Origin of the sequence: Denitratimonas tolerans, from assembly GCF_037203605.1 — a bacterium.
Lineage (GTDB): Bacteria > Pseudomonadota > Gammaproteobacteria > Xanthomonadales > Xanthomonadaceae > Denitratimonas > Denitratimonas tolerans.
In genome coordinates, this window is sequence record NZ_JBBDHC010000006.1 from 23,238 (window position 1) to 47,487 (window position 24,250).

A 24,250-nucleotide genomic window follows, 5' to 3' on the forward strand; every position below is an offset into this window, starting at 1 on the left:
GGGCAACGAAAGACGGGCGGAGTATGTCACCCCGCCCGTCGCATCGCATGGCTGAACGGTGAATCGTCAGCGAATCTTCTTGCCGTCGGCATCGAGCACCGCGACCTCGCCCAGCTCCAGCGCGCGCACCGGTGCCTCGATGCTGGACAGGTCACCGACCACGACCCAGGTCAGCGCCTGTGGCTGGAGCTTCGCGGCCGCCGCGCGCACCGCCTCCAGCGGCACCGCCTCGGTGCGCTGCTTGAGCGTGGTGACGTAATCGTCGGGGCGCTGGTAGCGCACGATGCCGCCGATCGCGCCCATCACCGCAGCGGCGGTTTCGTAGGCACCCGGCAGGCTGAGCACGTTGTTGACCTTGATCTTGCCGAGCTCGTCGGCGGTCACCGCGCGCTCGCCGCTGGCGAAGGCGACGATGTCGTTCTTCATCTCGACCAGGGCCTCCGCGGTCTTGTCGATCTGCACCGGCGCGTAGGCGATCCACGGGCGCTGCCCGCGCGCCGCGGAGGTGAAGCTGTAGGCACCGTAGGCCCACTGCTTTTCCTCGCGCAGCTTCATGTTGAGGCGCGAAGAGAACTTGCCGCCCAGCACGCCGTTGGCGAGGTCGAAGTCGAGCGCCGCCGGGTCCAGGGTGGAATCGACCACCTGGCCGACAAGGATGTTGGCCTGCACCGCGCCGGGCTGGTCGACCAGGAACACGCGCGTTGCCGCGGGCAGGCCGACCGATTCGACCTTGGGCAGCTGAAGCTTGCGGCGCGGTGCCTTCCATTTGCCGAAGCGCTTTTCCAGCAGCGGCACGATCTCCTTCAGCGTGGTGTCGCCGACCACGACGATCGTGGCGTTGTCGGGGCGGATCAGGTCGCGGTGGAAATCCACCAGGTCGGCGCGCGTGAGCGCGGTGATCGAGGCCTCGTCGCCGCTGCCGCTGAAGGGAATCGCGTAAGGGTGCCCCGCGCCGTACATCAGCGGCGGCAGCAGGCGATTGGCGACCCCATTGGGCCGCGTCTTTTCCTGCGCGATGCCGGCCAGCCATGCCTTGCGCACGCGCTCGATTTCCTTGTCGGCGAAGTCCGGGCGCAGCACCACATCGGCCAGGAGATCGAGCGAGGGCGCGAGCCTGTCGGTGAGTGCGGAAAGATAGACGTTGCCGCCGTCGAGCGAGGCACCCGAGCCGATGTTGGCACCCAACGACTGGGCGCGGTCGCTCAGCGTCAGCGCATCCATGCCGGCGGCGCTCTCGTCCATCATTCCCATCGTGAAGCTGGCGGTGCCGAGCTTGCGGCCCACATCGGCGGCGTAGCCCCCGGCAAACTCCAGGCTCACCTGCACCACCGGGATCTCGTGACGCTCGGCCAGCACCACGCCGATGCCGTTCTTGAGCTTGGCGCGCTGCAGCGCCGGGAAGCTCAGGTCGGGGAAGCGCGTGGTTTCCGGCACGCCGAGGGAGCGGTCCACGTCGCTCTTGACGACGGTGAACTTCGGGTCGGGCGTGAGCACCTTGCCGGCATCGGCGGGCGCGGCCTCGGTGGACGCGACGTGCGGCGCATCCTCGGCCGGCGTGGGCGGCGCGTCGCCCGGCATCACCACCAGGGTGTGGTCGCCCTGTGCCAGCCAGGCGGCCGCCGTCTTGCGCAGCGCGTCCTGCGTGGCCTCTTCGATCACCGCCTGGCTGGCGCGGAAACAGCCGGGATCGCCGGTGAACACCGTGCACTCGGCCAGCGCATCGGCCTTGCCGCCGAAGCCGCCGATGCGCTCGATGCCGCGCACGAAGCCAGCCTGGAACACGGTCCGGGCGCGCTCAAGCTCGCGCGCCGTCGGGCCCTCGGCGATCAGGCGCTTGACCTCTTCATCGAGGATCGCCTCGATTTGCGCCACGTTGTCGGGCGAGGACGCGTTGACGATGACCGCGAACGAAGAGCCCAGCTCGCCGCCCCAGGCACCGGCCATCACGCTGTCGGCCAGCTTTTCCTCGTGCACCAGGCGCTTGTCCAGGCGCGAGGCCTTGCTGCCGCCAAGGATCTGCGCGACCAGCTGCAGGCGATCCAGATCGTCGGTGCCGAACTGCGGCACGTTCCAGACCCGGTAGATGCGGGCCTGGGCGACGCGATCGCTCATGGTCTCGCGCGTGGACGCCTTGCGCGGTGCGGGATCGGGCGCGAGCCTGGGCACGGTGATGCTGGCCGGGATATCGCCGAAGTAACGCGTGACCTTGGCCTTGGCGGTTTCAAGGTCGACGTCGCCGGCCAGCACCAGCACGGCGTTGTTGGGGCCGTACCAGGAGCGGAACCAGCCCTTCACGTCGTCGAGCGAAGCGGCATCGAGGTCGGCCATCGAGCCGATCACCGAACGATGATAGGGGTGGTCGGCGGGATAGCTTGCGCGCGAGAGCGCGTCCCACACCTGTCCGTAGGGCTGGTTCTCGCCCTGGCGCTTCTCGTTCTTGACCACGCCGCGCTGCTCGTCCAGCAGCGACTGGTCGATGGCGCCGAGGAAGTGGCCCATGCGGTCGGACTCCATCCACAGCGCCATGTCGAGCGCGGTGGTGGGCACGTTCTCGAAATAGTTGGTGCGGTCCTGGTCGGTGGTGCCGTTCTGGTTGGTGGCGCCGACCTTCTCGAACGGCTCGAAGAACTCGCCCCTGTGGTTTTCCGAGCCCTGGAACATCAGGTGCTCGAACAGGTGGGCGAAGCCGCTCTTGCCGATCGGCTCGTTCTTGGCACCGACGTGATACCAGATGTTGACCGCCACCACCGGTGCCTTGTGATCCTCGTGCACCACCACGCGCAGGCCGTTGGGCAGGGTGAACTGCTCGAATGGAATGTCGACGCGGGTCTGGGCCGGTGCGGAGCCGGCGGCCAGCAGAAAGCCAAGCGCGGCGGCCAGGCGGAAGGCTCGGGAAATGCGCATCGTTGGTGCGTCCTTGAGATGAAAGCAACCGTGCATTCTAGAAGCCGACCCGATGCCGGGCACCGGCCATTGGTCATGCACCCGCCGTCGCATCGCGCGGATTCACCTCAGCAGGGCAACGGTGAGGGTTACGCAGGCCGCCAGCGCGAGGATCGTCATCAGCCCGGCCGCGACCGGGTGCCGCCGTCGCCACTTGCCGGCGCGATAACGCAGGGTTGACGGGTGCGCGACCACCGGCAGATCCTGCAGGTGCCGATGCACATCCTGTGCCAGCGCACGGGCCGATTCGTAGCGCTGCGCCGGATCGCGCCGCAGCGCGCGGGCCACGATCGCATCCAGATCGCCGCGCAGGCACTCGGCGGGCAGTGCCGCCGGAGGCGGTGACGCCACGCTTCGGCTCGCCGGTGCCGGATCGACCTGCCTGACGTGGTCGGCATAGGCCGCCCAGTTGCCGTCGAACGGCGGATGCGGCGAGCGCCCGGTCAGCAGCAGGTGCAGCAGCGCGCCCAGCGCATAGACATCGGTACGCGGCGTGACGATGCCCCCGCCCAGCTGCTCGGGCGCGGCGTACTCGGGGGTGAGCGCCAGATGCCGGGTTACGCCCGCGCGGGCGTCCTGCGCCAGCAGCTTGGCGATGCCGAAGTCGAGCAGCTTCACCTGGCCCTCGCCGGTCACGCGGATGTTGCGCGGCTTGAGATCACGATGCACGACCCGGGCCTCGTGCGCGCTCGCCACCGCGTCGCAAACCGACAGGAACACCTCCAGGCGCGCGCGCAGCGGCGGGTTGGACGCCAGCCAGAGGTCCAGGTCCTGGCCTGCGGCCAGCTCCATCGCCAGCCACGGCTGGCCGTCATCGAGCACGCCGCCGTCGATCAGGCGCGCGATGCCCGGGTGATCCAGACGCGCCAGCAGGCGTCGTTCGCGCTCGAGCTGTTCGCGAAAGCGCGGATCCTCGCCGCGCAGGAGCTTGATCGCCACCTGCATGTCGAAGGCCCCGTCGGCGCGCTCGGCGCGGTACACCGAACCCATGCCGCCCTGCCCGATGCGTTCCTCCAGACGCCATGAACCCACGCGCAGCCCGCGCCGCTCGGCGGTGTGCCCGCGCGTGACCTCGGCCGCCAGATCGCCCAGCGCGGGCAGCCCGGCATCCTCCGCCAGCGCGCGGCGCAGGTCCGCGCCGAGATCGGGATAGATGTCCGCGCACAGCGCAATGAAGCGCTCGCGCGCGCTGCCTTCCAGCTCCAGCGCGCGGTCGATCAGCGGCTCCAGCCGCGCAAAGCGGGCGTTGACGTTGTTCAAGCCATCCACAGGTTTTGCCCCACGGGTGCCGATTGTGAAGCGCGGGCGCGGCAATTCCCACTCGCCGGCACGAATCCGCAGGAGCCTGAGGGCATCGTGCGGCTTGGCCCGGAGCCGCAGGCAAGCCGCGAATCGCGGGTAGAATCGGCAGATATGCCATTCAGTATTGAAAATACCCGCCAGTTCCTCGTTCGCCCAGGTTTTCGCCTGGCGGACGTCAAACCCGCGTCCACCCCGGACGTTTCCTCCGAAGCGGAGCTGGCGAAGGACGTTGCCCAGCACGACAAGGAGATCAGCGACCTGCAGGAGAACCTGTGGGCCAACGCCCGCACGGGCGTGGAGGGGACGGGTGCCGTCCTCCTCGTACTGCAGGGGATGGACACCTCGGGCAAGGGCGGCCTGATCAAGCGACTCGCGCGGGTCATGCATCCCATGGGTCTGAGCTTCCACGCCTTCGGCAAACCGACCGCGGAGGAAGCGTCCCACGACTTCCTCTGGCGGGTGCGCCCGAAGCTGCCCGATCCGGGGGAGATCGCCGTGTTCGATCGTTCGCACTACGAGGACGTGCTGGTGCAGAAGGTCGAAGGCCATGCGGACGAGGCCGAGATCGAGCGTCGCTACGGTGCCATCGTCGATTTCGAGAACGGGATCGCTGCCAGCGGCACGCGCATCATCAAGGTGATGCTGCACATCTCGCGCGAGTTCCAGTACGCGAACCTGGTGGAGCGCCTCACCGACAAGAAGAAGATGTGGAAGTTCGACCGCGCCGACCTGGTGGTCCGTTCCAAGTGGGGAGAGTACATGGCCGCCTACCAGATCGCGCTGGAGCGCACCTCAACCCGGACCGCGCCCTGGTACGTGATCCCGGGCGACAACAAGGAATACGCCCGGATGGTGGTCAAACACCTTCTGGTGGAGCAGCTGCGGGAACTCCAGCAGCCGTGGCCCCGGCCGGTGGATGACCTGGAAACCGCAAGGAAGCACCTGGACGCAACCTAGGAGCCTGCGCGGCCGCTCAGCGACTCCCGCCGCGCAAAGCAGGCGTTGGTGTCGATCACGCCACTCACGGGTTTTGCCCCACGAGCACCGACCGTGAAGCGCGGGCACGGCAATTCCCACCCGCCGGGGCGCAATCCGCCGCGCGCAAGAAGGCGCGGCGAGGTGACCGGCGGCGGTGCGGCCAAGTGAACCGGCACGGCCGGTTCGGCGAATGCACGCGCCTCTTCAGGGCGACTCGAAGCCATCGCTGAATATCACGTCGGCACCACATATCGCCACGCCTTTGGGCGTCAGCGCGGTACGCAGCACGACCTCGCCGCTGACGTCGCGCGTGGACTGCACGGGCACCAGCCGCGGGCGCAGCAGGTAACGCCCGTCCTGCAGCGGCGTGGCTGCGGCCTGCAGCCGGCTGGAAAGCAGCGCAGGAGCGCCGTCCGATTCAACCGGCTTGGCGATGGCCGCGCCCGGCAGTGCGCCACCCAGGCTGCAGGCGACCAGCAGCAGCCTGCGCCATCGATGGATGCCGTGGACGGCCATGTCACTGCACCCCGGCCAGCGCCGCCGGCACCGTCGACGCCTGGGCGGTCGCCTGCAATGCGACCCGGCGTGCGGCGTACTGCGCGGTGTCCATCGCATCCAGGCGCGCCAGCAGCTGCTGCTGGCGTTCGGCCAGCGCCGCAAGCTCGGCGCGCAGCTGCGCGTTCTCGCGTTCGAGCCTGGCATGCAGGCCCTGGATCGCGGCCAGCGCCACGCCATTGGTATCCACCGACATCAGGTGCGTGTCGTCGTCGCCATTGAGGCCGTAGGCGGCGTGGAAATCCTGCGCCATCGGGCCGATGTGGCGGTTGCCTTCATCCTCGCCCTTCCAGCGCCAGCGGTAGACCGGCATCTGCAGCAGCGCATCGAGCACTGCGGCGGTGTCGAGCGCTTCGATATCGTCCTTGCTGTTGCGATCGCTCAGGCTCGACCAGTCGCCGGCGTTGGGGGCGAGCCTGACTCCCGGGCCTTGGTAGGGACTGGAATAGAAGAACGTGCCGCCGCTGGCGCGCACGACGAAACTGTTGGATGGATAACCAAGTCCGTACATCGGTTCCACGTCACCCCCCGCCCACATGAACGTCCCCTCACCCCAGCTTGCCGGTGCCGTCGCGGAGTAACACGGCGAGCTGGTCGGCACGGACGAGGAAATCAGCCGCGCCTGGCGCCCGCCGACCCAGCTCCAGCGTGCACCGGTGCAATTGTCCTCGCCGCCTGCAACGGTCGAATAGGCACCGCCGGCCAGGTTGTTCCTGCCACCCTGGACCTGGGCGTGGGAGCCACTGGCGATATTGTTGCTGCCCCCGGCCACGTGCGCGGAGTTGCCGCTGGCAAGGTTGTTGTTGCCCCCGGCCGCGCTCGAATAGGACACGGTCGCCCGGTTGCCGATGCCGCCGGCAACGGTGGACCAGTTGCCCGTCGCAAAATTGTCGGCACCGCCAGCGACCACGGACGAGGAGCCGCTGGCGGTGTTCTTGTAGCCACCGCCGACGCTGGCACCCAGGCCGGATGCCACGTGTTCGTTGCCGCCGCCGATGGTGGACGACTCGCCGCCGGCGCGGTTGCCCATGCCGCCCGCGATGGTTCCCAGCAGGCCGCTGGCGATGTTGTCGAAACCGCCGCCGACGGCGCTGGTCTGGCCGCTGGCATGGTTGCTGGAACCGCCGCTCACGGTCGAATCGACCGGACCGGCGGCGAGATTGTGGCGCCCACCGGCGACGGTCCCCCAGGAGGCATCGACCCGGTTCCCCTGACCACCGCCGATGCTGCCGTAGCTGCCGTGCACCTGGTTGATCGAACCACTCGAACCGCCGCCGGCGATGCTTGCTCCGTATACGCTGCCGGTCAGATTGCCCGAGTAGCCGCCGATCAGATTGGGAATGGAAGCAGGAACAATTTGCAGTGCGCGCTGGTTGCCGACGCGAAATTGCAACGCGGCGACATCGGTGGTGCCGAGAAAATCCCCAGCGAGCACGCCGGCGTTGCCGGAAAGATTCCAGCAGGCGCCGGCCGTCGCCTCCAGCGCCAGCTTGCTGCGCCCAGGGAGCGCGCGATACGCCTTTTCACCGCTACTGCGCACCGCCACTTCCAGCCAGCCGCCCCGCTCGGCGGTACCGCCGGCCAGCTCCAGATCGGCGGAAAAGCTGCCGGCGGCAACCTCCACACCCAGCAGTTCCAGCGGCTCGCTCAGCCGGATGCCGTCCTGTTCGGCGGAAAACAGCTGGATGCGGAAGTCGTACTGGCCAACGGCCGGCTCGCCGGCGTCCTCCAGCGAGCCGTGCCAGGTGAACTCCCCGGCCAGGGCGGAGCAGCTGAAAAAGGCCGCCAGCACGGCGACAATGCGGGCAAACGTGAACATGGCAATCCTCCAGGCTGAATCCGCACGGGCGGGATAATCCTGTATTCGGAAAAGGGAGGCAGACCGTGCCAGCCCGGATGCCGCCGTGGTCACCGTGCTGCGGCGGCGGGCCGCGTCTGCGGGCAAATCCGCGGCACGAGCCGTCTCCACGCTTCGCGCTTCCCGCGCCGTACCACGGCACGGATGCCCGTTCGCACGGGCCGGCGTGCGCCGGTGACCCGCGCCCGCGGTGAAAGGATTGCCCGGAACCGCACGCGATGCGGGTTCACCTCACCAGGTCGACAGCCCCGCCGCCTCGCCGATGCGGTACCAGAGCCTGCGCCAGGTCGAGCCATCCGCGTAGCGGGCGTGGTCGACGCTGAAGCGGCGTCCGGGCGGGTTGGACCAGGCTTCATCGAACCAGTCCGCGGCATCGCGCATCGCGGGGTGATCGATCGGCGCGGCGAGCTGCACGCTGGTTTCGAGGTTGAAATCGTCGAGGTTGCGGCGGGTGAGGTTGGCCGACCCCGCAATCAGCGTGGCTTCGCGCGCGCCGCGATGCAGCAGCAGCTTGGCGTGGCACTGCTCGCCGTGGGTATCGCACCAGCGCACCGCGACGCCGGCGGCGACCAGCTCGGTCGCCACTTGGCGATTGGGCACGCCGTTCTTCTTGCGCCCGAAAGCATCCTCGTTGGGGTCAAGCAGCACGCGCAGGGCCACGCCGCGCGCCTGCGCGGCCTTGAGCGCGGCGATCACGGCGCGGTGCGAGAGGTAGAACATTGCCAGTTCCACGCGCTCGCCCGGCCGCGCGGCGGCGAGGGTTTCCAGCACCGCCTCGCGAATCGCGCTTTCGGTCAGGACGCGCAGCTGCGGTCCGTCGAGCGGGGCAACCGGCGCGGGCGGCGGCAGTCCGTCGAGCCGTACGCCGGAAAACTCCGCCGCCGCGACTTCGCTGGCGATCAGGTCGCCCGCCGCCTCGCCGGAAAACCGCAGCGCCACGTTGCCGTGCGCGCTGCTGGCGTCGTGCGGATTGCCCGAGGTCACCAGCGCCTCCCAGCCGTCCTCGCGGTCCACGACCAGGGTCTTGCGGTGGTTGGCGCGGAAGTTCGGCAGCGCCAGCCAGCTGCGCAGGGTGATCGGCGCGCTGCCGAAGGGATCGGGCAGCCAGCCCGCATCGGTCGAATTGCCGGCCCAGGCGCAGCACAGAGCCCACGGCCCGGACCAGAGCGGATTGGAGGCGCGCAGGCGGGCAAGATCGGTGACCACCACGGTCGCGCCGGCCGCGTCGAGCCGCGCCAGATGCGGCGAGCGCAGCGCGCCATACACGGTGTTGATCGGATCGGTGATGACCACCACGCGCAGGCCCGGCACCTGCGCCATGCGATCCAGCAGCGCCTGGGTCAGCTCCTCGCTCAAGGGGCGCCGCGCCGCACCGCCCGCACCGGCGAAATCGTTGAACAGGAACATGTCGAGCACGATCAGCCGCTGCGCCCGGCCGATCATCGAAAACGCCGTGTCGAAGATCCGCTGTTCGCTGTGGCGCGCGCCTTCGGCATCGGCGAAGGTGCGATCGGCCAGAAAGCTCGCCTCGGGCACGGCCCGCCACGGGAAGGCAATACCGACGCCTTCAGGCAGGGGCTTGAACGCCTGCCATGCCGCGCTGCCCAGCCAGATTGCCCCGAGCAGGAGCAACCCCGCCCGCCAACGCCTGCCCCTTGCCATGCTCCATCCCTGAACCCGCACCGGCGGCGAGCATGACAGGGTGCGCGGGCGCGCGCCGCAGTCGCGTTGCTACACTGCGCGATTCCCACCCCGGAACCGCAGCGATTCCATGAGCCAGACCCGCGTCCTGACCGGCATCACCACCACCGGCACCCCGCACCTTGGCAACTACGTCGGCGCGATCCGCCCGGCGGTGGCGGCCAGCCTCGACCCGGACGTGGACGCCTTCTACTTCCTGGCCGACTACCACGCCCTGATCAAGTGCGACGATCCGGCCCGGATCGAGCGTTCGCGCCTGGAAATCGCCGCGACCTGGCTGGCCGCGGGCCTGGACCCGGAGCGGGTGACCTTCTACCGCCAGTCCGACATTCCGCAGATCCCCGAACTGACCTGGCTGCTCACCTGCGTCACCGCCAAGGGCCTGATGAACCGCGCCCACGCCTACAAGGCCTCGGTGGATGCCAATGTGACTGCGGGCGAAGACCCGGATTCGGGCATCACCATGGGGCTCTATTGCTATCCCGTCCTGATGGCCGCCGACATCCTGATGTTCAACGCGCACCGGGTGCCGGTCGGGCGCGACCAGGTGCAGCACATCGAGATGGCGCGCGACGTGGGGGCACGCTTCAACCACCTGTTCGGCGGCGGGCGCGAGTTTTTCGTGCTGCCCGAGGCGCAGATCGAGGAAGACATCGCCACGCTGCCGGGTCTGGACGGGCGCAAGATGTCCAAGAGCTACGACAACACCATTCCGCTGTTCGCGGGCGGCGCGCGGCTGCTGAAGGACGCCATCGCGCGCATCGTCACCGACTCGCGCGCGCCGGGCGAGCCGAAAGACCCGGACTCCAACGCGCTGGCCACGCTGTACCAGGCGTTTTCCGAGGCCGAGGACACCGTCGCCTATCGTGCCGCGCTCAGCGCCGGCCTTTCCTGGGGCGAGGCCAAGGCACGGCTGTTCCAGACCATCGACGCACAGGTCGCGCCGCTGCGCGAACGCTACGAGGCCCTGATCGCGCGCCCGGCGGACATCGAGGACATCCTCCAGGCCGGCGCGACCAAGGCCCGCGCGGTCGCCGCGCCGCTGCTGGAAGCGCTGCGCGAAGCGGTCGGGCTGCGTTCGTTCCTGCGCCTTGCCGCCGCACCGCCGTCGAGCGATCGCGCCGCCGAAGCCCCGAAGCCGCCGCTGTTCAAGCAGTACCGCGAAGCCGACGGGCGCTTTTTCTTCAAGCTGCTCGACGCCGACGGCCGCCTGCTCCTGCAAAGCCCAGGCCACGCCTCGCCGCGCGATGCCGGCCAGCGCGTGGCCGCGCTCAAGGCCGACCCGCACGGGCCGCTTTGCGAGGGCGAGGCGCTGGGCGAAGGCGTGGCACCAGCGGACCTCGCCGCCGCGCTGGCGCGCTTTTCCGAAGACTGACCCCACACGGAGCCTGCCATGCAGTTCCTCAGCCTGGTGCTGTTTTTCCCCACGTTCTTCATCATGGGCGCGCTGTTCATGCTCTACCCGCGCCGCCCCGGCGGCGGCGCGCGCCGCCTGTTCGAACTGGCGGTGCTGGCGGTGGCGCTGGCGCTGAGCATCTGGGCCATGCTGTGGGGCGTCGAACACGCCGACCCCAACGCCGGTGCCATCTGGAGACAGGTGCTGGCCACCCTGCTGGCCTACGGCGTTTTCCTTGCCGTCGTGCTGCTGGCGTGGCCCGTTCGCAGCCGCCTGCTGCGCGGCAGGTAAGCCCCCGCGCACGGCAATGCTCACAACTTTGGCCGCCGTCATTCCGGCGAAGGCCGGCCGCAGGAGATGACATGAGCGACCGCTTCGGCATCCACACCATCGACACCGGCTTCCACCGCCCGGCATTCGACGCCGCCTACCTGATCGTGGAAAACGGCCGCGGCGCGTTCCTGGACTGCGGCACCTCGCACTCGGTGCCGGTCCTGCTCGCCGCGGTCGAAGAAGCCGGCCTGCGCCCGGCCGACATCGACTGGCTGATCCTCACCCACGTGCACCTGGACCACGCCGGCGGCGCCGGAGCCCTGCTGCGGCACCTGGCGAACGCGCGCGTCGTGGTGCATCCGCGCGGCGCGCCGCACATGATCGACCCGGCACGGCTGATTGCCGGTGCCACGGCGGTCTACGGCGAAGAAGAGATGGCGCGCAGCTACGGCACCATCGTGCCGATCCCCGAATCACGCGTGGACATCGCGCGCGACGGCCACCGCGTCGATCTTGCCGGCCGCACCCTCGCCTGCCTCGACACGCCCGGCCACGCCCTGCACCACCTGTGCCTGTGGGACGCAACCAGCCGCAGCGTGTTCACCGGCGACACCTTCGGCATTTCCTACCGCGAGCTGGACACCGATCGCGGCATCTTCCTCTTCCCCACCACCACGCCGGTGCAGTTCGACCCCGAAGCGCTCAAGACCTCGATCGCGCGCCTGGTTGCGCTCGAACCAGAACGCGCCTTCCTCACCCACTTCGGCGCCATCGACCACATCCCGCAAAACGCCCGCTCGCTGATCGAACAGGTCGACGCCATGTCCCGGGGCGCACTGGCCCTGATCGACGCCCCCGACCGCCACGCCGCGCTGGTCGCGATGCTCGACGCCCTCTACGTGCCGCGCGCCGTCGCGCACAGCGGCCTTGCGGAAAGCGCCGTGCGCGACCTATTGGGCATGGACATCGAGCTCAACGCCCAGGGGCTGGGGGTGTGGCTGGATCGGCGGCGCCGGGTCTGATTCGCACCCACGTCCAGACACGATCGGTCAGCGGTGCCGTACCAGCGGCGGCAGGGTTTGAGAAGCCTTGGCGACCGCCTCCCGGAAGGGATTCGACCACTGGGATTGGGGACAGATGCCAGACCGGGAACCTCCTTCGAGCCGCCTTCAAACGCGCTTCAACGCGCGGGCGGTATCCGATGGGGCCATGGCGTGTTTCCCGGAGCGACGAATCGGGGAACTCTACGTGCCTCGCGCGCCATGCGGCAACGCAGCGGGGTGCGCGCGGTGAATCCCCAACGAAAACGCCCCGGCGGAGTGCTCCACCGGGGCGCGTGTTCGCGATCGCTCGCAGGGTGATCAGAAGCGGAAGTTGACGCTGATGCCGTAGACCAGCGGGTTCACGTCCACCTTGCCGATGTCCGCACCGTTGAGCTTCACCTTGGCGTCCAGATCGATGTAGCGCACGTCGGCCACGATGTCCCAGTTCCTGCCCGCCTTGAACAGCAGGCCCGCCTGCGCGGCCAGGCCCCACGAGTTCTCGATGCCGACCTTGGTGCCTTCGATGATGCCCTTGGTCTTCTCGTCGTAGGTCCAGGTGTAGTTGACGCCGGCACCGACGAACGGATTCACCGTTGCGCCGGGGGCGAAGTAGTACTGCAGGCTGAGGGTCGGCGGCAGGTGGGTGAAATCCACCGCGCCCACGCCGTCGAGGCTGACTTCATGCTTGAACGGCAGCGCGGCAAGCAGTTCGATCGCCACGTTGTCGCTGAGGTGGTAGCCGAAGGCCACGGTCGGCTTGATGTCGCTGTCGATGGTGGCCTTGAAGGCGCCGGCCAGGGTGCCGCTGCTGGACTTGGGCTCGACGTTGGCCACGCCGGCCCGCACGAACCAGGTGTCGTTGGCGCTGGCAATGCCCGGCGCGAGGATGGCCACAGCGAGCGCGGCGGCGAGAATACGGCGGTGCGTCATGGTGCAACTCCTTGTTTCATTGCGTTGAAATCAATCCCGGGCGGCAGATTGATGCAATGCAACAAGCCGGGCTTGATCCAAGTCAAGTCCCTGGATTTCGTTGCTTCCGGTTCAAAAAAGCCGCATCGCCGGCTCCTAGTTCGCGACCGCACCCAGGCGGCTTTCCAGCAGCGCCGCCAATCGCGCCGCCGCCAGAACGACGCGCGCTTCGGCGAGCGGGCGATGGGCGTCCAGATAGGCCTTGGGCAGGGTGCCGGGGCGCTTGGGATAGACGCCCTCGTCGTCCAGCAGCCGGCACGATTCCAGCGCCCATGCGGTGAAGTCCATCGGCTCGACGTCCGCCGTCGCCACCTGCGGCGCGAGCCGCGCGCGGTAGGCCGCAAGGCTCAGACCGGCGCTCCTGAGCAGGTCGTGGTCCCACACCGCGTGCAGGTTGCTGCCCTTGCCCTTCACGTTGACCTGGAACCCGTTGCCGCCGCGGTCGTCGCGGTTGCCCGCGTGCATGGGCTGGTGGATGTCGCCGGCGAAATGCACCGTGAACTTCAGCGCTTCGAGCCGCTTCTCGCGCGGCTGCGCGCGATCCGCGAGCGCGGCGGAATAGCGCTCCAGCGCGCCGATCACGCAGGCCCCGCCCGCGCAGTCGCGCGCGGGCGCGTAGCTGCAGCTGCGGTAGGGAAAGTTGACGTAGTGCAGCGGCCCGGTGTCCTCGTAGCCGGGCGTGCGGCGCACCTCGTCGGCCCAGGGCGCGATGGTGCCGATGTCGGCGCCCGGTTCCAGCGCGAGGAGTTCGTCGACCTGCGCCTTCGCGGCGGGCGAGAGCTGGTCGTAGGCCAAAAGCGCCACGAGGCGATGCCCGAAGGCCGTCCAGGCGTGGGCGGCGGTGGGCAAGGACAGGGTCAGCAGCAGGGCGGCAGAGGTCAGGAGTCGTTGCATCATCCAAACACCGTTGCGGGAGTACGGCGCAGGATAGCGTCTCAGTCGAGCGCCAGCTCCCAGGGTTCGGCCAAGGTGGCTTCGTCGCAGTTGTGCCCCGGCCCGATGCGGTCGACCACGAGGAAATCGCTGGTCGCTTCCAGCGCCAGCAGGGTGTGGTGCCAGGTGCCGCGGCGGTAGTTCACCCCGGCGCCCTCGCGGGCCAGGAAGGCGCGCGGCGTGGCCTCGGGCGATGCCGCCACGACCACCAGCCAGGGCCGCGGGCCGAGCGGCACGAAAGCCTGGCTGCCGAGCGGGTGGCGTTCGAGCATCGCGATGGAAATCGGCAGGGCGCAGGGTTCGGCACGAAACAGGCTGATGCCGACCTCTCCGCCCTCGCCCACCGCTTCGGCCCGCGCCAGCGCGTGGAAGCGGCGCGCGCTGCCGGCGTTGATCGACCACACCTCGCGCGCCGCGCCGGGCGCGATCACCTCGCCAAACGGCGCGAAGGCTTCCGGCGTGAGTTCCTCGACCGGCAGCCGCCTCACGCCGGCCGGCCCCACAGCCGCAGGCGCGAGACGCCGCCGTCTGGAATCATGTTGAAGCGCACGTGGCTCACCGGACCCAGCGGGCGGATTTGCGTCTGGAACATGTGGATGGCATCGGCCGTCATCGCCTGCTCGGGCAGCAGCTCGGGCCAGAACATCGCCTGGGTCACCAGCGATTCGGCGCTGCCGCCGTCCACGCGCGCGGCCTGGATCGAGCAGCGGTCGGGGAAGTTGCCCTTGAAGTGCGCGGTGTCGATTTCGATGCGCTCGATCACGCCCGGGTGGCCCAGCGCGATCAGGCACCAGTCGCTGCCCGGCTCGCGCCGACGGCGGGTCTCCCAGCCGTCGCCCATGTCCACGCCGCGGCCGGGCAGCAGCATCACCGAAGCCGGACCGAAGTGCTCGTTGTTGGCCGCCACCACGGTGCCGCCGTTGAGCGCCGCCGACAGTTCGACCAGGCCGTCCACCGCGCCGCGCCGCGGATCGAACGCCGGCGTGCCCCAGGCGCGCAGGCGCGCGACGCCGCCATCGGGATAGATGTTGAGCCGCAGGTGCGACACCGGCCGCGCGTCCGCCACCGCGAAGTAGTGGTGGCTGTTGCCGGTGAGCGAAACGGATCCCAGCAGCGGAAACCAGGCCGCGCCGTCGTCCGGATCCACGCCATCGGGCAGGCAGCAGGCGTCGACCGACGCGCCCGGCGGAAAGTTGCCGGTGAAGTGCGAGGTATCGATGTCCAGCCCGGCAAGCGTGCCCGGCCGCGCCAGCCGCACCACGCACCAGTCGTGCCCGCCATGTCGCCGGCGGCGGGTTTCCCAGCCGTCCATCCACTTGCCGTGGTCGTCGTAGCGCCCGGGATGAAACTGCGCCGGCGCGGGATCGAGCAGGCGCTCCTTCGCCGCGAAGAACTCGTCGCTGGCCGCCACCGCCACCGCGCCGAGGCGTGGATCGGCCAGGTTCACGCTGCGGCGGGTGAAGGCGGGTGCGTCGGGATCGGGGGGAACGGCGGCCATGGCGGATTCGCGTCGGGGAAAGAGCGCCATTCAACCCCAAACGCCGCGCGAAAGACAGGTGGCACCTGCGCGTCACCGTTCGATGAGGCACTGCTCCGAACTTTAGCCGGAACCTCAACTTCGTCATCCCGGCGAAGGCCGGGATGACGGAAGCTAAAGTTCGGAGCATTGCTCGATGAGGGCCTCCAGCCGGAACCTTGCGATGCGGTCGATCTGGCGCAGCGCCTCAGCGCGCTCCTGCGCCGGCGCGTTGTGCAGCCGCGCGGCCAGCGCTTCGAGGATGCTGTCGCGGGTGTGGCCCTTGACCGCGAGGATGAAGGGAAAGCCGAACTTCGCCTGGTAGGCGTCGTTGAGCGCGGTCAGTCGCGCGAATTCCTCCGGCGTGCACTGGTCCAGTCCCGCACCGCGCTGCTCGCGGGTGGAGGATTCCGTAAGTTCTCCGGCAATGGCGGCCCGGCCGGCGAGCTGCGGGTGGGCGCGGATCAGCGCCATCTGAGCGTCGGCCTCGGCCTGCGCAACAACCTGCGCCATCGCCTCGGCGAGCGCGTCCACGCCGGTGAACGGGCGTCCGGATGCCACCGCCTCGGCGACCCAGGGCGAGTGCTCGTAGATGCCGGCCAGGGCCGCGACGAAGTCCGCCTCCGCGGCGTCGTTGAGTGCGTCGAGGTTCATGCCGCGATCTCCCTGGCTCACGAACCGGCCGGCGCGAACGGGTGCCGCTCGCGCCAGTGCCGGGCGATGTCCACGCGCCGGCACACCCACACCCGCTCGTGCCGTACGACGTGGTCGAGGAAGCGCTGCAGCGCGACGAAGCGCCCCGGCCGGCCGAGCAGGCGCGCGTGCATGCCGACCGACATCATGCGCGGGGTTTCCGCGCCTTCCGCATACAGCACGTCGAAGCTGTCGCGCAGGTAGTCGAAGAACTGGGTCGCGGTGTTGAAGCCCTGCGGCGTGGCGAAGCGCATGTCGTTGGCGTCCAGGGTGTAGGGCACCACCAGATGCGGCACCCGCGCGCCGGCGCCGGTTTCCACCGCCATCCAGAACGGCAGCTCGTCGCCGTAGTAATCGGAGTCGTAGAGAAAGCCCCCGTGCTCGGCCACCAGCCGACGCGTGTTGGGGCTGTCGCGCCCGGTGTACCAGCCCAGCGGCGGCGCGCCGGTGAGCGCGGTGTGGAGTTCCACCGCGCGACGCAGGTGCTCGCGCTCCTGCTCGATGGGCATGGCCTGGTAGTGGATCCAGCGCCAGCCGTGCGAGGCGATCTCGTGTCCGCGTTCCAGGCACGCGGCGGTCAGTTCGGGATTGCGCGCCATCGCCATCGCCACGCCGAACACCGTCAGCGGCAGGTCGCGCCGCTCGAACTCGCGCAGGATGCGCCAGGCCCCCACGCGCGAACCGAACTCGTAGATCGACTCCATGCTCATGTGCCGCGCCGGATACGCCGCCGCGCCGACGATTTCGGACAGGAACTGCTCGCTGCCGGCGTCGCCGTGCAGCACGCAGCTCTCCCCGCCCTCCTCCAGATTCAGCACGAACTGCACCGCGATGCGCGCCGCGCCCGGCCAATCGGCGAACGGCGGGTGCCGGCCGTAGCCGGCGAGGTCGCGGGGATAGTCGGGAGGCATCGGCATGGCGTCGCTTCAGGCGTGGGGAAACAGCGCCAAGCCTAGCGCAGCATCGGCCGCGCAGGGCCGACCTGCGCCACATCCATCGCCCGGCGCATCGCAGGGCGGGGCTACGCCCCCGACGGGCCGATTCCTTGCGCCAACCGCCGGCTCAGCGCACCACCAGCACCGGGATCCTGCTGTGCGTGATGACCGCGTTGGCCTGGCTGCCGATCAGGAGCCGCCCGAGGCCGCGGCGTCCGTGCGTGGCCATCACCACCAGATCGCAGCCGTGCCCGGCCGAGGTTTCGAGGATGGCCTCGGCGGGATAGCGATCGGGAACGTGCAGGCCGTGATGGGTCACACCCAGCTCGCTGGCGCGCTTCGCCGCTTCGTCCAGGATGCGCTCGGCTTCCGTCGCCATGCGCTTGCGGTATTCCTCGGCCATTTCCGAGGATGCGGTCCAGGTGCTGACCGGCTGCCAGGGATCGGTCACGGTCACCAGCAGCGCTTCGGCACCGAGTGCCGCCGCGAGCTTGAGTCCGTGTTCGACGCCCTTGCCGGAAAGCTCGGAGCCGTCGGTGGCAATCAGGATCTTGCGGTACATGGACATTCTCCAATGGCAGGATGCGTGCGCGAATCAATGGTCGGAGGCGGCGGAAATGCCGATGCCGGTCTGGCTGCGCACCTCCAGCGCGTCGAAGGCATCCTTCTCGCGCTGCGCCGCCGCGCTTCGGTCGGTGACCGAGAAGAACCAGATCGCGATGAAGGCCAGCGGCACCGAGATGATCGCCGGATTCGGGAACGGCGTGATCGGCGCCGCGAAGTGGAACACATCCACCCACACCGTGCTGCTCAGCACCACCCAGGCGGTCGCCGCCAGGAGGCCGGTGGCACCGCCGATCACGGCACCGCGGGTAGTGCAGCCGCGCCAGCTCACCGACAGCAGCAGCACCGGAAAGTTGGCGCTGGCGGCCACGGCAAACGCCAGGCCCACCATGAAAGCGACGTTCTGGTGCTCGAACACGATGCCCAGCAGGATCGCGAGGATGCCCAGCCCCACCGTGGCCACGCGCGAAATCACCAGCTGCTGCTTTTCCGAATCGCGACCACGCGCGATCACGTTGGCATAGAGGTCGTGCGCGATGGCGTGCGCGCCGGCCAGCGCCAGCCCCGCGACCACCGCCACGATGGTGGCGAACGCCACCGCCGCCATGAAGCCCAGCAGCAGGCTGCCACCGACCGCATTGGCGAGGTGCACGGCCACCATGTTCTGACCGCCGATCAGGTCCTTGATGATGTTGAAGCTGCCGTCTGCGCCGACGTTGAAGAACTCCGGATGACGCACCAGCAGCGCCACCGCGCCGAAGCCGATGACAAAGACCAGCAGGTAGAAGTAGCCGATGAAAACGCTGGCCCAGACCACCGACTTGCGCGCCTCGTTGGCGTTGGGAACGGTGAAGAAGCGCATCAGGATGTGCGGCAATCCGGCGGTTCCCAGCGCCAGGCCCAGCGCCAGCGAGAGCGCGTTGATCGGGTTGGCGCTGATCGCCTGGGTCGAGGCCAGGATCGTCTCGCCGGCAGGATGCACCTTCACCGCCTCGGCCAGGATCGCGTCGGGATTGAACCTGAACATGTAGAGCACCAGCAGCACCATGATCGTGGCACCGATCATCATCAGCACCGCCTTGATGATCTGCACCCACGTCGTCGCGGTCATGCCGCCGAAGCCCACGTAGATCATCATCATCGCGCCCACCAGCACGACCGCGATCTTGTAGTCGATGCCGAACAGCAGCACGATCAGCTTGCCCGCGCCCACCACCTGCGCGATGAGGTAGAGCGCGATCACCAGCAGCGAAGCGCTGGCCGCCAGCACCCGCATCTTCACCTGGTCGAGGCGATAAGCGGTGACGTCGGCGAAGTTGTAGCGCCCCAGGTTCCGCAGCCGCTCGGCGATCAGGAACATCACCACCGGCCAGCCGAACAGGAAGCCGATCGCGTAGATGATGCCGTAGTAGCCCTGCACGTAAACCATGCCGGCGATGCCCAGGAACGAGGCCGCCGAGAGGTAGTCGCCGGCGATCGCCAGTCCGTTCTGGAAGCCGCTGATGCCGCCGCCGGCGGTATAGAAATCCGAGGCGGTGCGGGTGCGCTTGGCCGCCCATCCGGTGATCCCGAAGGTCGCCAGGATGAACACGACGAACATGACGATGGCCGAAGTGTTCGCGGCACCGGGTGCCTGTGCCAGCGCCGGCAGCGGCAGCAGCGCCAGCAGCGCGGCGGCAAGGTAATGACGGGTCTTCATTGCACGTCCCTCAGGATGGCGGCAAGGATCGGATCGTGCTTCCTGCCCGAGATGTAGACGTAGGCACCGATCATCAGCACCGCGCTGAACTCGATCAGCACCGCCACGACCAGCCCGAGCGTCATCGTCGCGCCCTCCCACATCGGCCGGCCGAGCGCGCCGGACCAGAACGCCAGGGTGATGATGAAACCGAAATACACCACCGCCATCAGGATGAAGAATGCGAGCCGCGTCCTGGCGCGGCGCGCGACCAGTTCGCGATAGCGTGGATGCGCCAGCACCCGCTGCACGATGTCTTGAGTCATGGTCCCTCTCCTCTCAGAAGCTGTATTTGGTGGTGAACTGCAGGCGCGTCAGGTCGCCGTCCGCACCGCCCTCCACCTCGCGCTTGCCGAACATCAGCTCGGCACCGACATCCACCTTGGGCAGCGGCGAATAGAACAGGTTGGCGCGCAGGCTCTGCACTGTTTTTGTGGCGCCGGCACCGGTCAGCGCGGTGTCGTTGTCGTAATCGCTGCGCGCGTAGACGAGGTTGCTGCGCAGCTTCGGGCTGAAGGCGTGGCGCCAGCCGACGTAGCCGGCGCGCGCGCCGATCAGGTCGAGATGACCGTCCGCGTCCAGCGCCGCATCGCCGGTGATCGCAAGGCCGATGTAGCGGCTGATGCCATCGCCCACGGTGAGCTGGTAGCGCAGGTCGTCGCTGGCGCCCAGCACCCACTTGCCGCCCAGGGTGATGCCCGCTCCCAGCTCGCTGTCGCTGGCGCCACCGCGGTCCACGCGCAGCTGGCGCGCGATGGCACCGATCCCGAACGTGCCCCAGTCGCCCTTCCAGCCGTAGCGCAGGGTGAGATCGGGCATCGCGCCGCGGTCGGAGGACGCCGCGCCGGCCAGCACCGTCTCGGGATTCTCCAGCGCCGCGCTGAAGCCGCCGGCGGTGTAGCGCAGCTGCGCCTGGCGCACGAACACGATGGCGTCGGTCGGGCCGATGAAGTCCACCGTTTCCGGCATCGCAGTCAGATCCATCAGGTTCGACCAGGTTTGCCCGGCGAGCCAGCCGTTCCAGGTCATGTAGGCATGGCGCAGGGTGGTGCCGTAGGTGTTGGTAGCGCTCTGGTTGCCCAGCGCGTTGCCGAAGAAGTCCACCTCGAAGAAGGCACCGAATTTGTTGCCGGCTTCGGTCACGCTGTCGATGCCGAGGTTGACCCGCGAGAACTTGGCGTGGGCGTCGTACTCGGTGCCCGACGAGGTTCCGCCCACCGGGATCTGGCTCGGCAGGTACAGCGCGCGCCCCACCGCGCCATCGGCCAGCTGCCCGTCGCCGGTGCGCGTGACCATGAAGTCGGCCTTGACGTAGCCGCCCAGCCGGATCGTGGTGCCCGGCGCGGCGGCAGGCGTCAGCGAGGTCGACTGGATCACGGGCTTGCCGACCGGCGGTGCCGGCGGCTGCACCTGGACCGCCTTCACCTCCTCGATCTGCGCGCCTTGCGATTGCTGCTGGCTCATCAGCGCCTGCACCAGGCGCTCGAGTTCGGCGACTCGCGCCTCCAGCGCCAGCTCACGCTCGCCTTGCGCCAGCGCAGGCCCGGCCAGCCCCACCGCCAGCAGCGCCGTGAACAGGACCGCCCTTGCGATCTTCGTTGCGCCTTTCATTCGCAGTTCCTCCCTCCAGAGATACCGTGGAGCCGAGTCTGCGACGCAATTCGGGAAAGCCGCCATTCGCCTTTGGTCGTGGCTTCGACCAAGGTCTATTGCTCCGGCGCGCAGCCGTTGCGTCGGGGACGTAGCCCCGACCTACGAGTCGCTGCGCGCAAGCCAGGTCCGGCGGAAGTCGTCGAGCAGGGCGCGGTCGGCGCGCGAGAGCGTCATGCGCGCGAGCAGGTCCGGGCGGCGCAGCCAGGTGCGGCCCAGCGCCTCGCGGCGGCGCCAGCGCGCGATCGCGGCGTGGTCGCCGGAAAGCAGGACCGCCGGCACGGCATCACCCTGCGCATCGACTTCGGGGCGGGTGTAGTGCGGGCAGTCGAGCAGGCCGTCCTCGAAGGAATCGTGCGCGGCGCTGTCGGCGTCGTTGAGCGCGCCGGGCTGGAGCCGGCCCACCGCGTCGATGATCACCGCCGCGCCGAGTTCGCCGCCGGAAAGCACGTAGTCGCCGATGGAGATTTCCTCGTCGATCTCACGCGCGATCAGGCGTTCGTCGATGCCCTCGTAACGCCCGCAGACCAGCGCCAGACGCGGCAGCAGCGCCAGTTCGCGCACGCGGCGCTGGGTCAGGCGCGCGCCCTGCGGGGTGAGGTAGATGACGCGCGCAGGCTCGGGCACGGCAGTGCGGATCGCGGCCAGGCAGTCGGTCAGCGGCCGGGTGGACATCACCATGCCCGGGCCGCCGCCGAAGGTGCGCTCGTCGACGCGGCGGTAGTTGTCGTGGGTGAAGTCGCGCGGATTCCAGGCGGCCACCTCGATCAGCCCGCGCTGCTGCGCGCGCCCGACCACGCCGACCGCGGCGGCAGCGTGGATGAACTCGGGAAACAGGGTGAGGACGTCGATGCGCACGGGCGTTACCGGCAGGGGCTCGGGGGCATGATCGGTGCAGCGCGACCGATGCGCCAGCGCCGGGAGCCGCGCAGATGCCTAGAACTCCGGATCCCAGTCGATCCGGATCAGGCCGGCCGCAAGGTCCACGTCCTTGATCACGTCGCCGCGCAGGAACGGGACCAGACGCTCGCGTTCGCCGATGACGGACATCACGTCGTTGCCGCCGGTCGAGAACAGGTGCGAGACGCGGCCAAAATCGAAGCCGTCCACGCCGACCACGCGCAGGCCTTCCAGATCGACCCAGTAGTATTCGCCCGCCGCGGGCGGCGGCAGCACGGCGCGCGGCACGAAGATCTCGGCACCGATGAGGGCCTGGGCATGGTCACGGGTTTCCAGTGCCGGCCAGTGGGCCACCAGCCCCTTGCCCTGCTCGCGCCCTTCGACCGCATCCACGTACGAGGAAACGCCCCGCTGGACGAGGGTCCACGGGGCGTAACGGAAGATGTTGCGGCGGGGATCTGTATCGGATTCGAGCTTGATCCAGCCCGAGACGCCGTGAACCCCCACGATCCTGCCAACCCGGATAAGGCGTTCGCCGCTCATGCCGGCAGCGACCGGTGCTGGATCAGGCGGCCTGGGCCGCGGCCTTGACGGCGTCGCGATAGAGCTGGTCGACCTTCTCGGTCATCTGCGCACCGACGCCGACCCAGTGCTGGATGCGGTCGGTATCGATCTGAACGCGCTGCTCGTTGCCCTGCGCCACCGGGTTGTAGAAGCCGACGCGCTCGATCGCGCGGCCATCGCGCTTGTTGCGCTGGTCGGTGACGACGATGTGGTAGAAGGGGCGCTTCTTGGCGCCACCGCGGGTGAGGCGGATCTTGACCATGGTGTTCTCGGCGTTGCCAGCGGGCCGGGATGGCCCGATGAGCCGCGCAGTGTACCACGTTTCGGACGCATCGCCAGACCAGCCCCGGGCCGGTCCTCATCCGCCGGAGCCGCACCGGTCATGCCGGCCCGTCCGCGGTGAAACGGTCCCGGCCGTCCTGCTTGCTGCGGTACAGCGCCGCGTCGGCGCGCTGCAGCAGGCTGTCCGGGGTGTCGCCTGGCTGCCTGACGGCCGCGCCGATGCTGATGGTCACCGGTCGCCGCGGCCAGGCATTGGCGCGAAATGCCTCCAGCACGCGCTGGCCCACGCGCCGCGCGGCGGCGGCATCGGCGCCCGGGAGCAGGATCACGAACTCCTCGCCGCCATAGCGCGCCACCAGGTCGCCCGGACGCACCGCGGCGCGCAGCAGGCCGGCGGTTTCGCGCAGCACCTCATCCCCGGCCTGATGGCCGAAGCTGTCGTTGAAGCTCTTGAAATTGTCGAGATCGAGCATCAGCACGGCGAGCTGCGCATCCTCGCCATCACGCCAGATCCGGCCGAGCGCGCCATCCAGCGCGCGCCGGTTGGCGAGGCGGGTGAGCCCGTCGGTATCGGCCTCGGTACGCGCCGCCGCGCCGGTCCGGCGCAGGCGCTCGCTGCGATCGAGCAGGAAGGCCACCCACACGATCATGCTGGTGATGACGCCGCCGGTCAGCGCCGCCGTGAGCGCGTACAGCAGGGATTGCGACAGCCCCAGGCGCGACTGCCCCATGGCCAGGGAAAACGTGATGAGGACCGGCAGCAGCAGGGCCGGCAGGATCAGCCGCCGAGCGAACGCGCCGCCCAGGCTGTCGGCCACCGCAATCCGGGTCAGGCCGGTGGTGGGAACGGCCGACATCCAGCCCAGGCAGAGCAACAGCAGCAGCAGGGCCGTCACCACCGGCAGCCGGCGCAAGAGGTTGGCCTCTTCCCCGGCCAGCACCAGCCCCCACGACGCCCAGGAGGCCAGCGCGATGCCGATCACGATCACGACCAGGGCCTCGCGCAGCCAGATCGCGCGGCCCATGATCGCCGCAGCGCCGACCAGCCCCAGCAGCATGAACGCCAGCGCCGCCAGTTCGTTCATGCGGCGCGACGCATCCATTCCAAGCCAGCGCGCATCGGGCGCGTATTCCGTGGCCTGCAGCACGTGGCCCACGACTTCGATGCCAGCCAGCGCCGCGACCGCGAGCGACAGACCGACGCTCAGCTTCGGCGCAACGCGGCACAGCAGCAGGGCGCAGCCGGCCAGGAGAAAGGCCAGCGCGCTGTTGAGCCGGGGCGTGGCATCCGTCCATGGCAAGGCTTCGCGCGCGTCCGTCCCCAGCACTGCGGTCGCCAGGAAGATGGCCAGGGCGCAGGCCACCAGCAGCGCGCCAACCACGCGGGAAAACGCGACAAAACCCCGCACCACGCGCGGATTGAAACAAATGCCCTCGTCTGCGCCGGCGATGCGCAT

General features: G+C 69.2%; 23 protein-coding genes. 4 read left to right on the plus strand and 19 right to left on the minus strand.

All coding sequences use genetic code 11. The annotated features are described in order from the left end of the window. Positions 1–66 precede the first annotated feature (66 nt). Complete coding sequence (locus WB794_RS05500; RefSeq protein WP_337334843.1) at positions 67–2,904, minus strand: M16 family metallopeptidase; 2,838 nt, start codon at positions 2,902–2,904, stop codon at positions 67–69. Between the two features lie 102 nt (positions 2,905–3,006). After that, a complete protein-coding gene (locus WB794_RS05505) occupies positions 3,007–4,203 on the minus strand; it encodes a serine/threonine-protein kinase (protein WP_337334844.1) in 1,197 nt (398 codons plus the stop codon). 153 nt (positions 4,204–4,356) lie between these two features. Here WB794_RS05505 and WB794_RS05510 point away from each other — a divergent pair, with 153 nt between their 5' ends. Beyond that, positions 4,357–5,202 (plus strand): PPK2 family polyphosphate kinase, encoded by an 846-nt coding sequence (locus WB794_RS05510; protein ID WP_337334845.1) that lies wholly within the window; start codon positions 4,357–4,359, stop codon positions 5,200–5,202. Positions 5,203–5,427: 225 nt separating this feature from the next. Here WB794_RS05510 and WB794_RS05515 read toward each other — a convergent pair whose 3' ends face one another. The 3 genes from WB794_RS05515 to WB794_RS05525 form a co-directional block, all read right to left on the minus strand. Beyond that, positions 5,428–5,739: a hypothetical protein gene (locus tag WB794_RS05515; RefSeq protein WP_337334846.1), complete on the minus strand. Its 312-nt coding sequence runs from the start codon at positions 5,737–5,739 to the stop codon at positions 5,428–5,430. 1 nt (position 5,740) lies between these two features. Beyond that, on the minus strand, positions 5,741–7,597 hold the full coding sequence (locus WB794_RS05520) for a tail fiber domain-containing protein (RefSeq protein ID WP_337334847.1): 1,857 nt from the start codon (positions 7,595–7,597) through the stop codon (positions 5,741–5,743). A 270-nt stretch (positions 7,598–7,867) separates the two neighbouring features. Further along, positions 7,868–9,268 carry a phospholipase D family protein gene (locus tag WB794_RS05525; protein WP_337334848.1) on the minus strand — a complete coding sequence of 467 codons (1,401 nt, stop codon included), beginning with the start codon at positions 9,266–9,268 and terminating at the stop codon, positions 7,868–7,870. Positions 9,269–9,407: 139 nt separating this feature from the next. Between WB794_RS05525 and WB794_RS05530 the strand changes: the two genes are divergently transcribed. From WB794_RS05530 to WB794_RS05540, 3 genes are all read left to right on the plus strand, one after another. After that, a complete protein-coding gene (locus tag WB794_RS05530) occupies positions 9,408–10,712 on the plus strand; it encodes a tryptophan--tRNA ligase (RefSeq protein ID WP_337334849.1) in 1,305 nt (434 codons plus the stop codon). 18 nt (positions 10,713–10,730) lie between these two features. Continuing rightward, a complete protein-coding gene (locus WB794_RS05535) occupies positions 10,731–11,024 on the plus strand; it encodes a hypothetical protein (RefSeq protein ID WP_337334850.1) in 294 nt (97 codons plus the stop codon). A gap of 71 nt (positions 11,025–11,095) precedes the next feature. Then, positions 11,096–12,028 (plus strand): MBL fold metallo-hydrolase, encoded by a 933-nt coding sequence (locus WB794_RS05540; protein WP_337334851.1) that lies wholly within the window; start codon positions 11,096–11,098, stop codon positions 12,026–12,028. Positions 12,029–12,367: 339 nt separating this feature from the next. On the opposite strand, the gene WB794_RS05545 is transcribed toward WB794_RS05540, so the two are convergent. The 14 genes from WB794_RS05545 to WB794_RS05610 all read right to left on the minus strand — a co-directional run bounded on the left by WB794_RS05545 (position 12,368) and on the right by WB794_RS05610 (position 24,250). Beyond that, positions 12,368–12,979: an OmpW/AlkL family protein gene (locus WB794_RS05545; protein ID WP_337334852.1), complete on the minus strand. Its 612-nt coding sequence runs from the start codon at positions 12,977–12,979 to the stop codon at positions 12,368–12,370. A gap of 135 nt (positions 12,980–13,114) precedes the next feature. Beyond that, positions 13,115–13,915, minus strand: a complete 801-nt coding sequence (locus WB794_RS05550; RefSeq protein ID WP_337334853.1) for a S1/P1 nuclease — start codon at positions 13,913–13,915, stop codon at positions 13,115–13,117. 38 nt (positions 13,916–13,953) lie between these two features. After that, positions 13,954–14,439, minus strand: a complete 486-nt coding sequence (locus WB794_RS05555) for an ureidoglycolate lyase (RefSeq protein WP_337334854.1) — start codon at positions 14,437–14,439, stop codon at positions 13,954–13,956. Further along, on the minus strand, positions 14,436–15,449 hold the full coding sequence (alc, locus tag WB794_RS05560; protein ID WP_337334855.1) for an allantoicase: 1,014 nt from the start codon (positions 15,447–15,449) through the stop codon (positions 14,436–14,438). Before alc ends, WB794_RS05555 begins: the two co-directional genes overlap by 4 nt. 153 nt (positions 15,450–15,602) lie before the next feature. Continuing rightward, positions 15,603–16,121, minus strand: a complete 519-nt coding sequence (uraD, locus tag WB794_RS05565) for a 2-oxo-4-hydroxy-4-carboxy-5-ureidoimidazoline decarboxylase (RefSeq protein WP_337334856.1) — start codon at positions 16,119–16,121, stop codon at positions 15,603–15,605. Positions 16,122–16,138: 17 nt separating this feature from the next. After that, the gene (gene puuE, locus WB794_RS05570; protein ID WP_337334962.1) at positions 16,139–17,071 is read right to left on the minus strand and encodes an allantoinase PuuE; all 933 of its coding nucleotides are present in this window, start codon (positions 17,069–17,071) and stop codon (positions 16,139–16,141) included. A 151-nt stretch (positions 17,072–17,222) separates the two neighbouring features. After that, positions 17,223–17,657 carry a universal stress protein gene (locus tag WB794_RS05575; RefSeq protein WP_337334857.1) on the minus strand — a complete coding sequence of 145 codons (435 nt, stop codon included), beginning with the start codon at positions 17,655–17,657 and terminating at the stop codon, positions 17,223–17,225. Positions 17,658–17,690: 33 nt separating this feature from the next. After that, positions 17,691–19,358: a cation/acetate symporter ActP gene (gene actP / locus WB794_RS05580; protein ID WP_337334858.1), complete on the minus strand. Its 1,668-nt coding sequence runs from the start codon at positions 19,356–19,358 to the stop codon at positions 17,691–17,693. After that, positions 19,355–19,663 (minus strand): DUF485 domain-containing protein, encoded by a 309-nt coding sequence (locus tag WB794_RS05585; RefSeq protein ID WP_337334859.1) that lies wholly within the window; start codon positions 19,661–19,663, stop codon positions 19,355–19,357. Before WB794_RS05585 ends, actP begins: the two co-directional genes overlap by 4 nt. 13 nt (positions 19,664–19,676) lie before the next feature. Continuing rightward, positions 19,677–21,008 carry a DcaP family trimeric outer membrane transporter gene (locus tag WB794_RS05590; RefSeq protein ID WP_337334860.1) on the minus strand — a complete coding sequence of 444 codons (1,332 nt, stop codon included), beginning with the start codon at positions 21,006–21,008 and terminating at the stop codon, positions 19,677–19,679. A 141-nt stretch (positions 21,009–21,149) separates the two neighbouring features. Next, positions 21,150–21,905: a tRNA (guanosine(37)-N1)-methyltransferase TrmD gene (gene trmD / locus WB794_RS05595; protein ID WP_337334861.1), complete on the minus strand. Its 756-nt coding sequence runs from the start codon at positions 21,903–21,905 to the stop codon at positions 21,150–21,152. A 78-nt stretch (positions 21,906–21,983) separates the two neighbouring features. Beyond that, a complete protein-coding gene (rimM, locus tag WB794_RS05600) occupies positions 21,984–22,490 on the minus strand; it encodes a ribosome maturation factor RimM (protein ID WP_337334862.1) in 507 nt (168 codons plus the stop codon). 22 nt (positions 22,491–22,512) lie between these two features. After that, entirely contained in the window at positions 22,513–22,773 is a 261-nt protein-coding gene (gene rpsP / locus WB794_RS05605; RefSeq protein WP_337334863.1) for a 30S ribosomal protein S16, read from the minus strand. 118 nt (positions 22,774–22,891) lie between these two features. Beyond that, positions 22,892–24,250 (minus strand): GGDEF domain-containing protein, encoded by a 1,359-nt coding sequence (locus tag WB794_RS05610; protein WP_337334864.1) that lies wholly within the window; start codon positions 24,248–24,250, stop codon positions 22,892–22,894.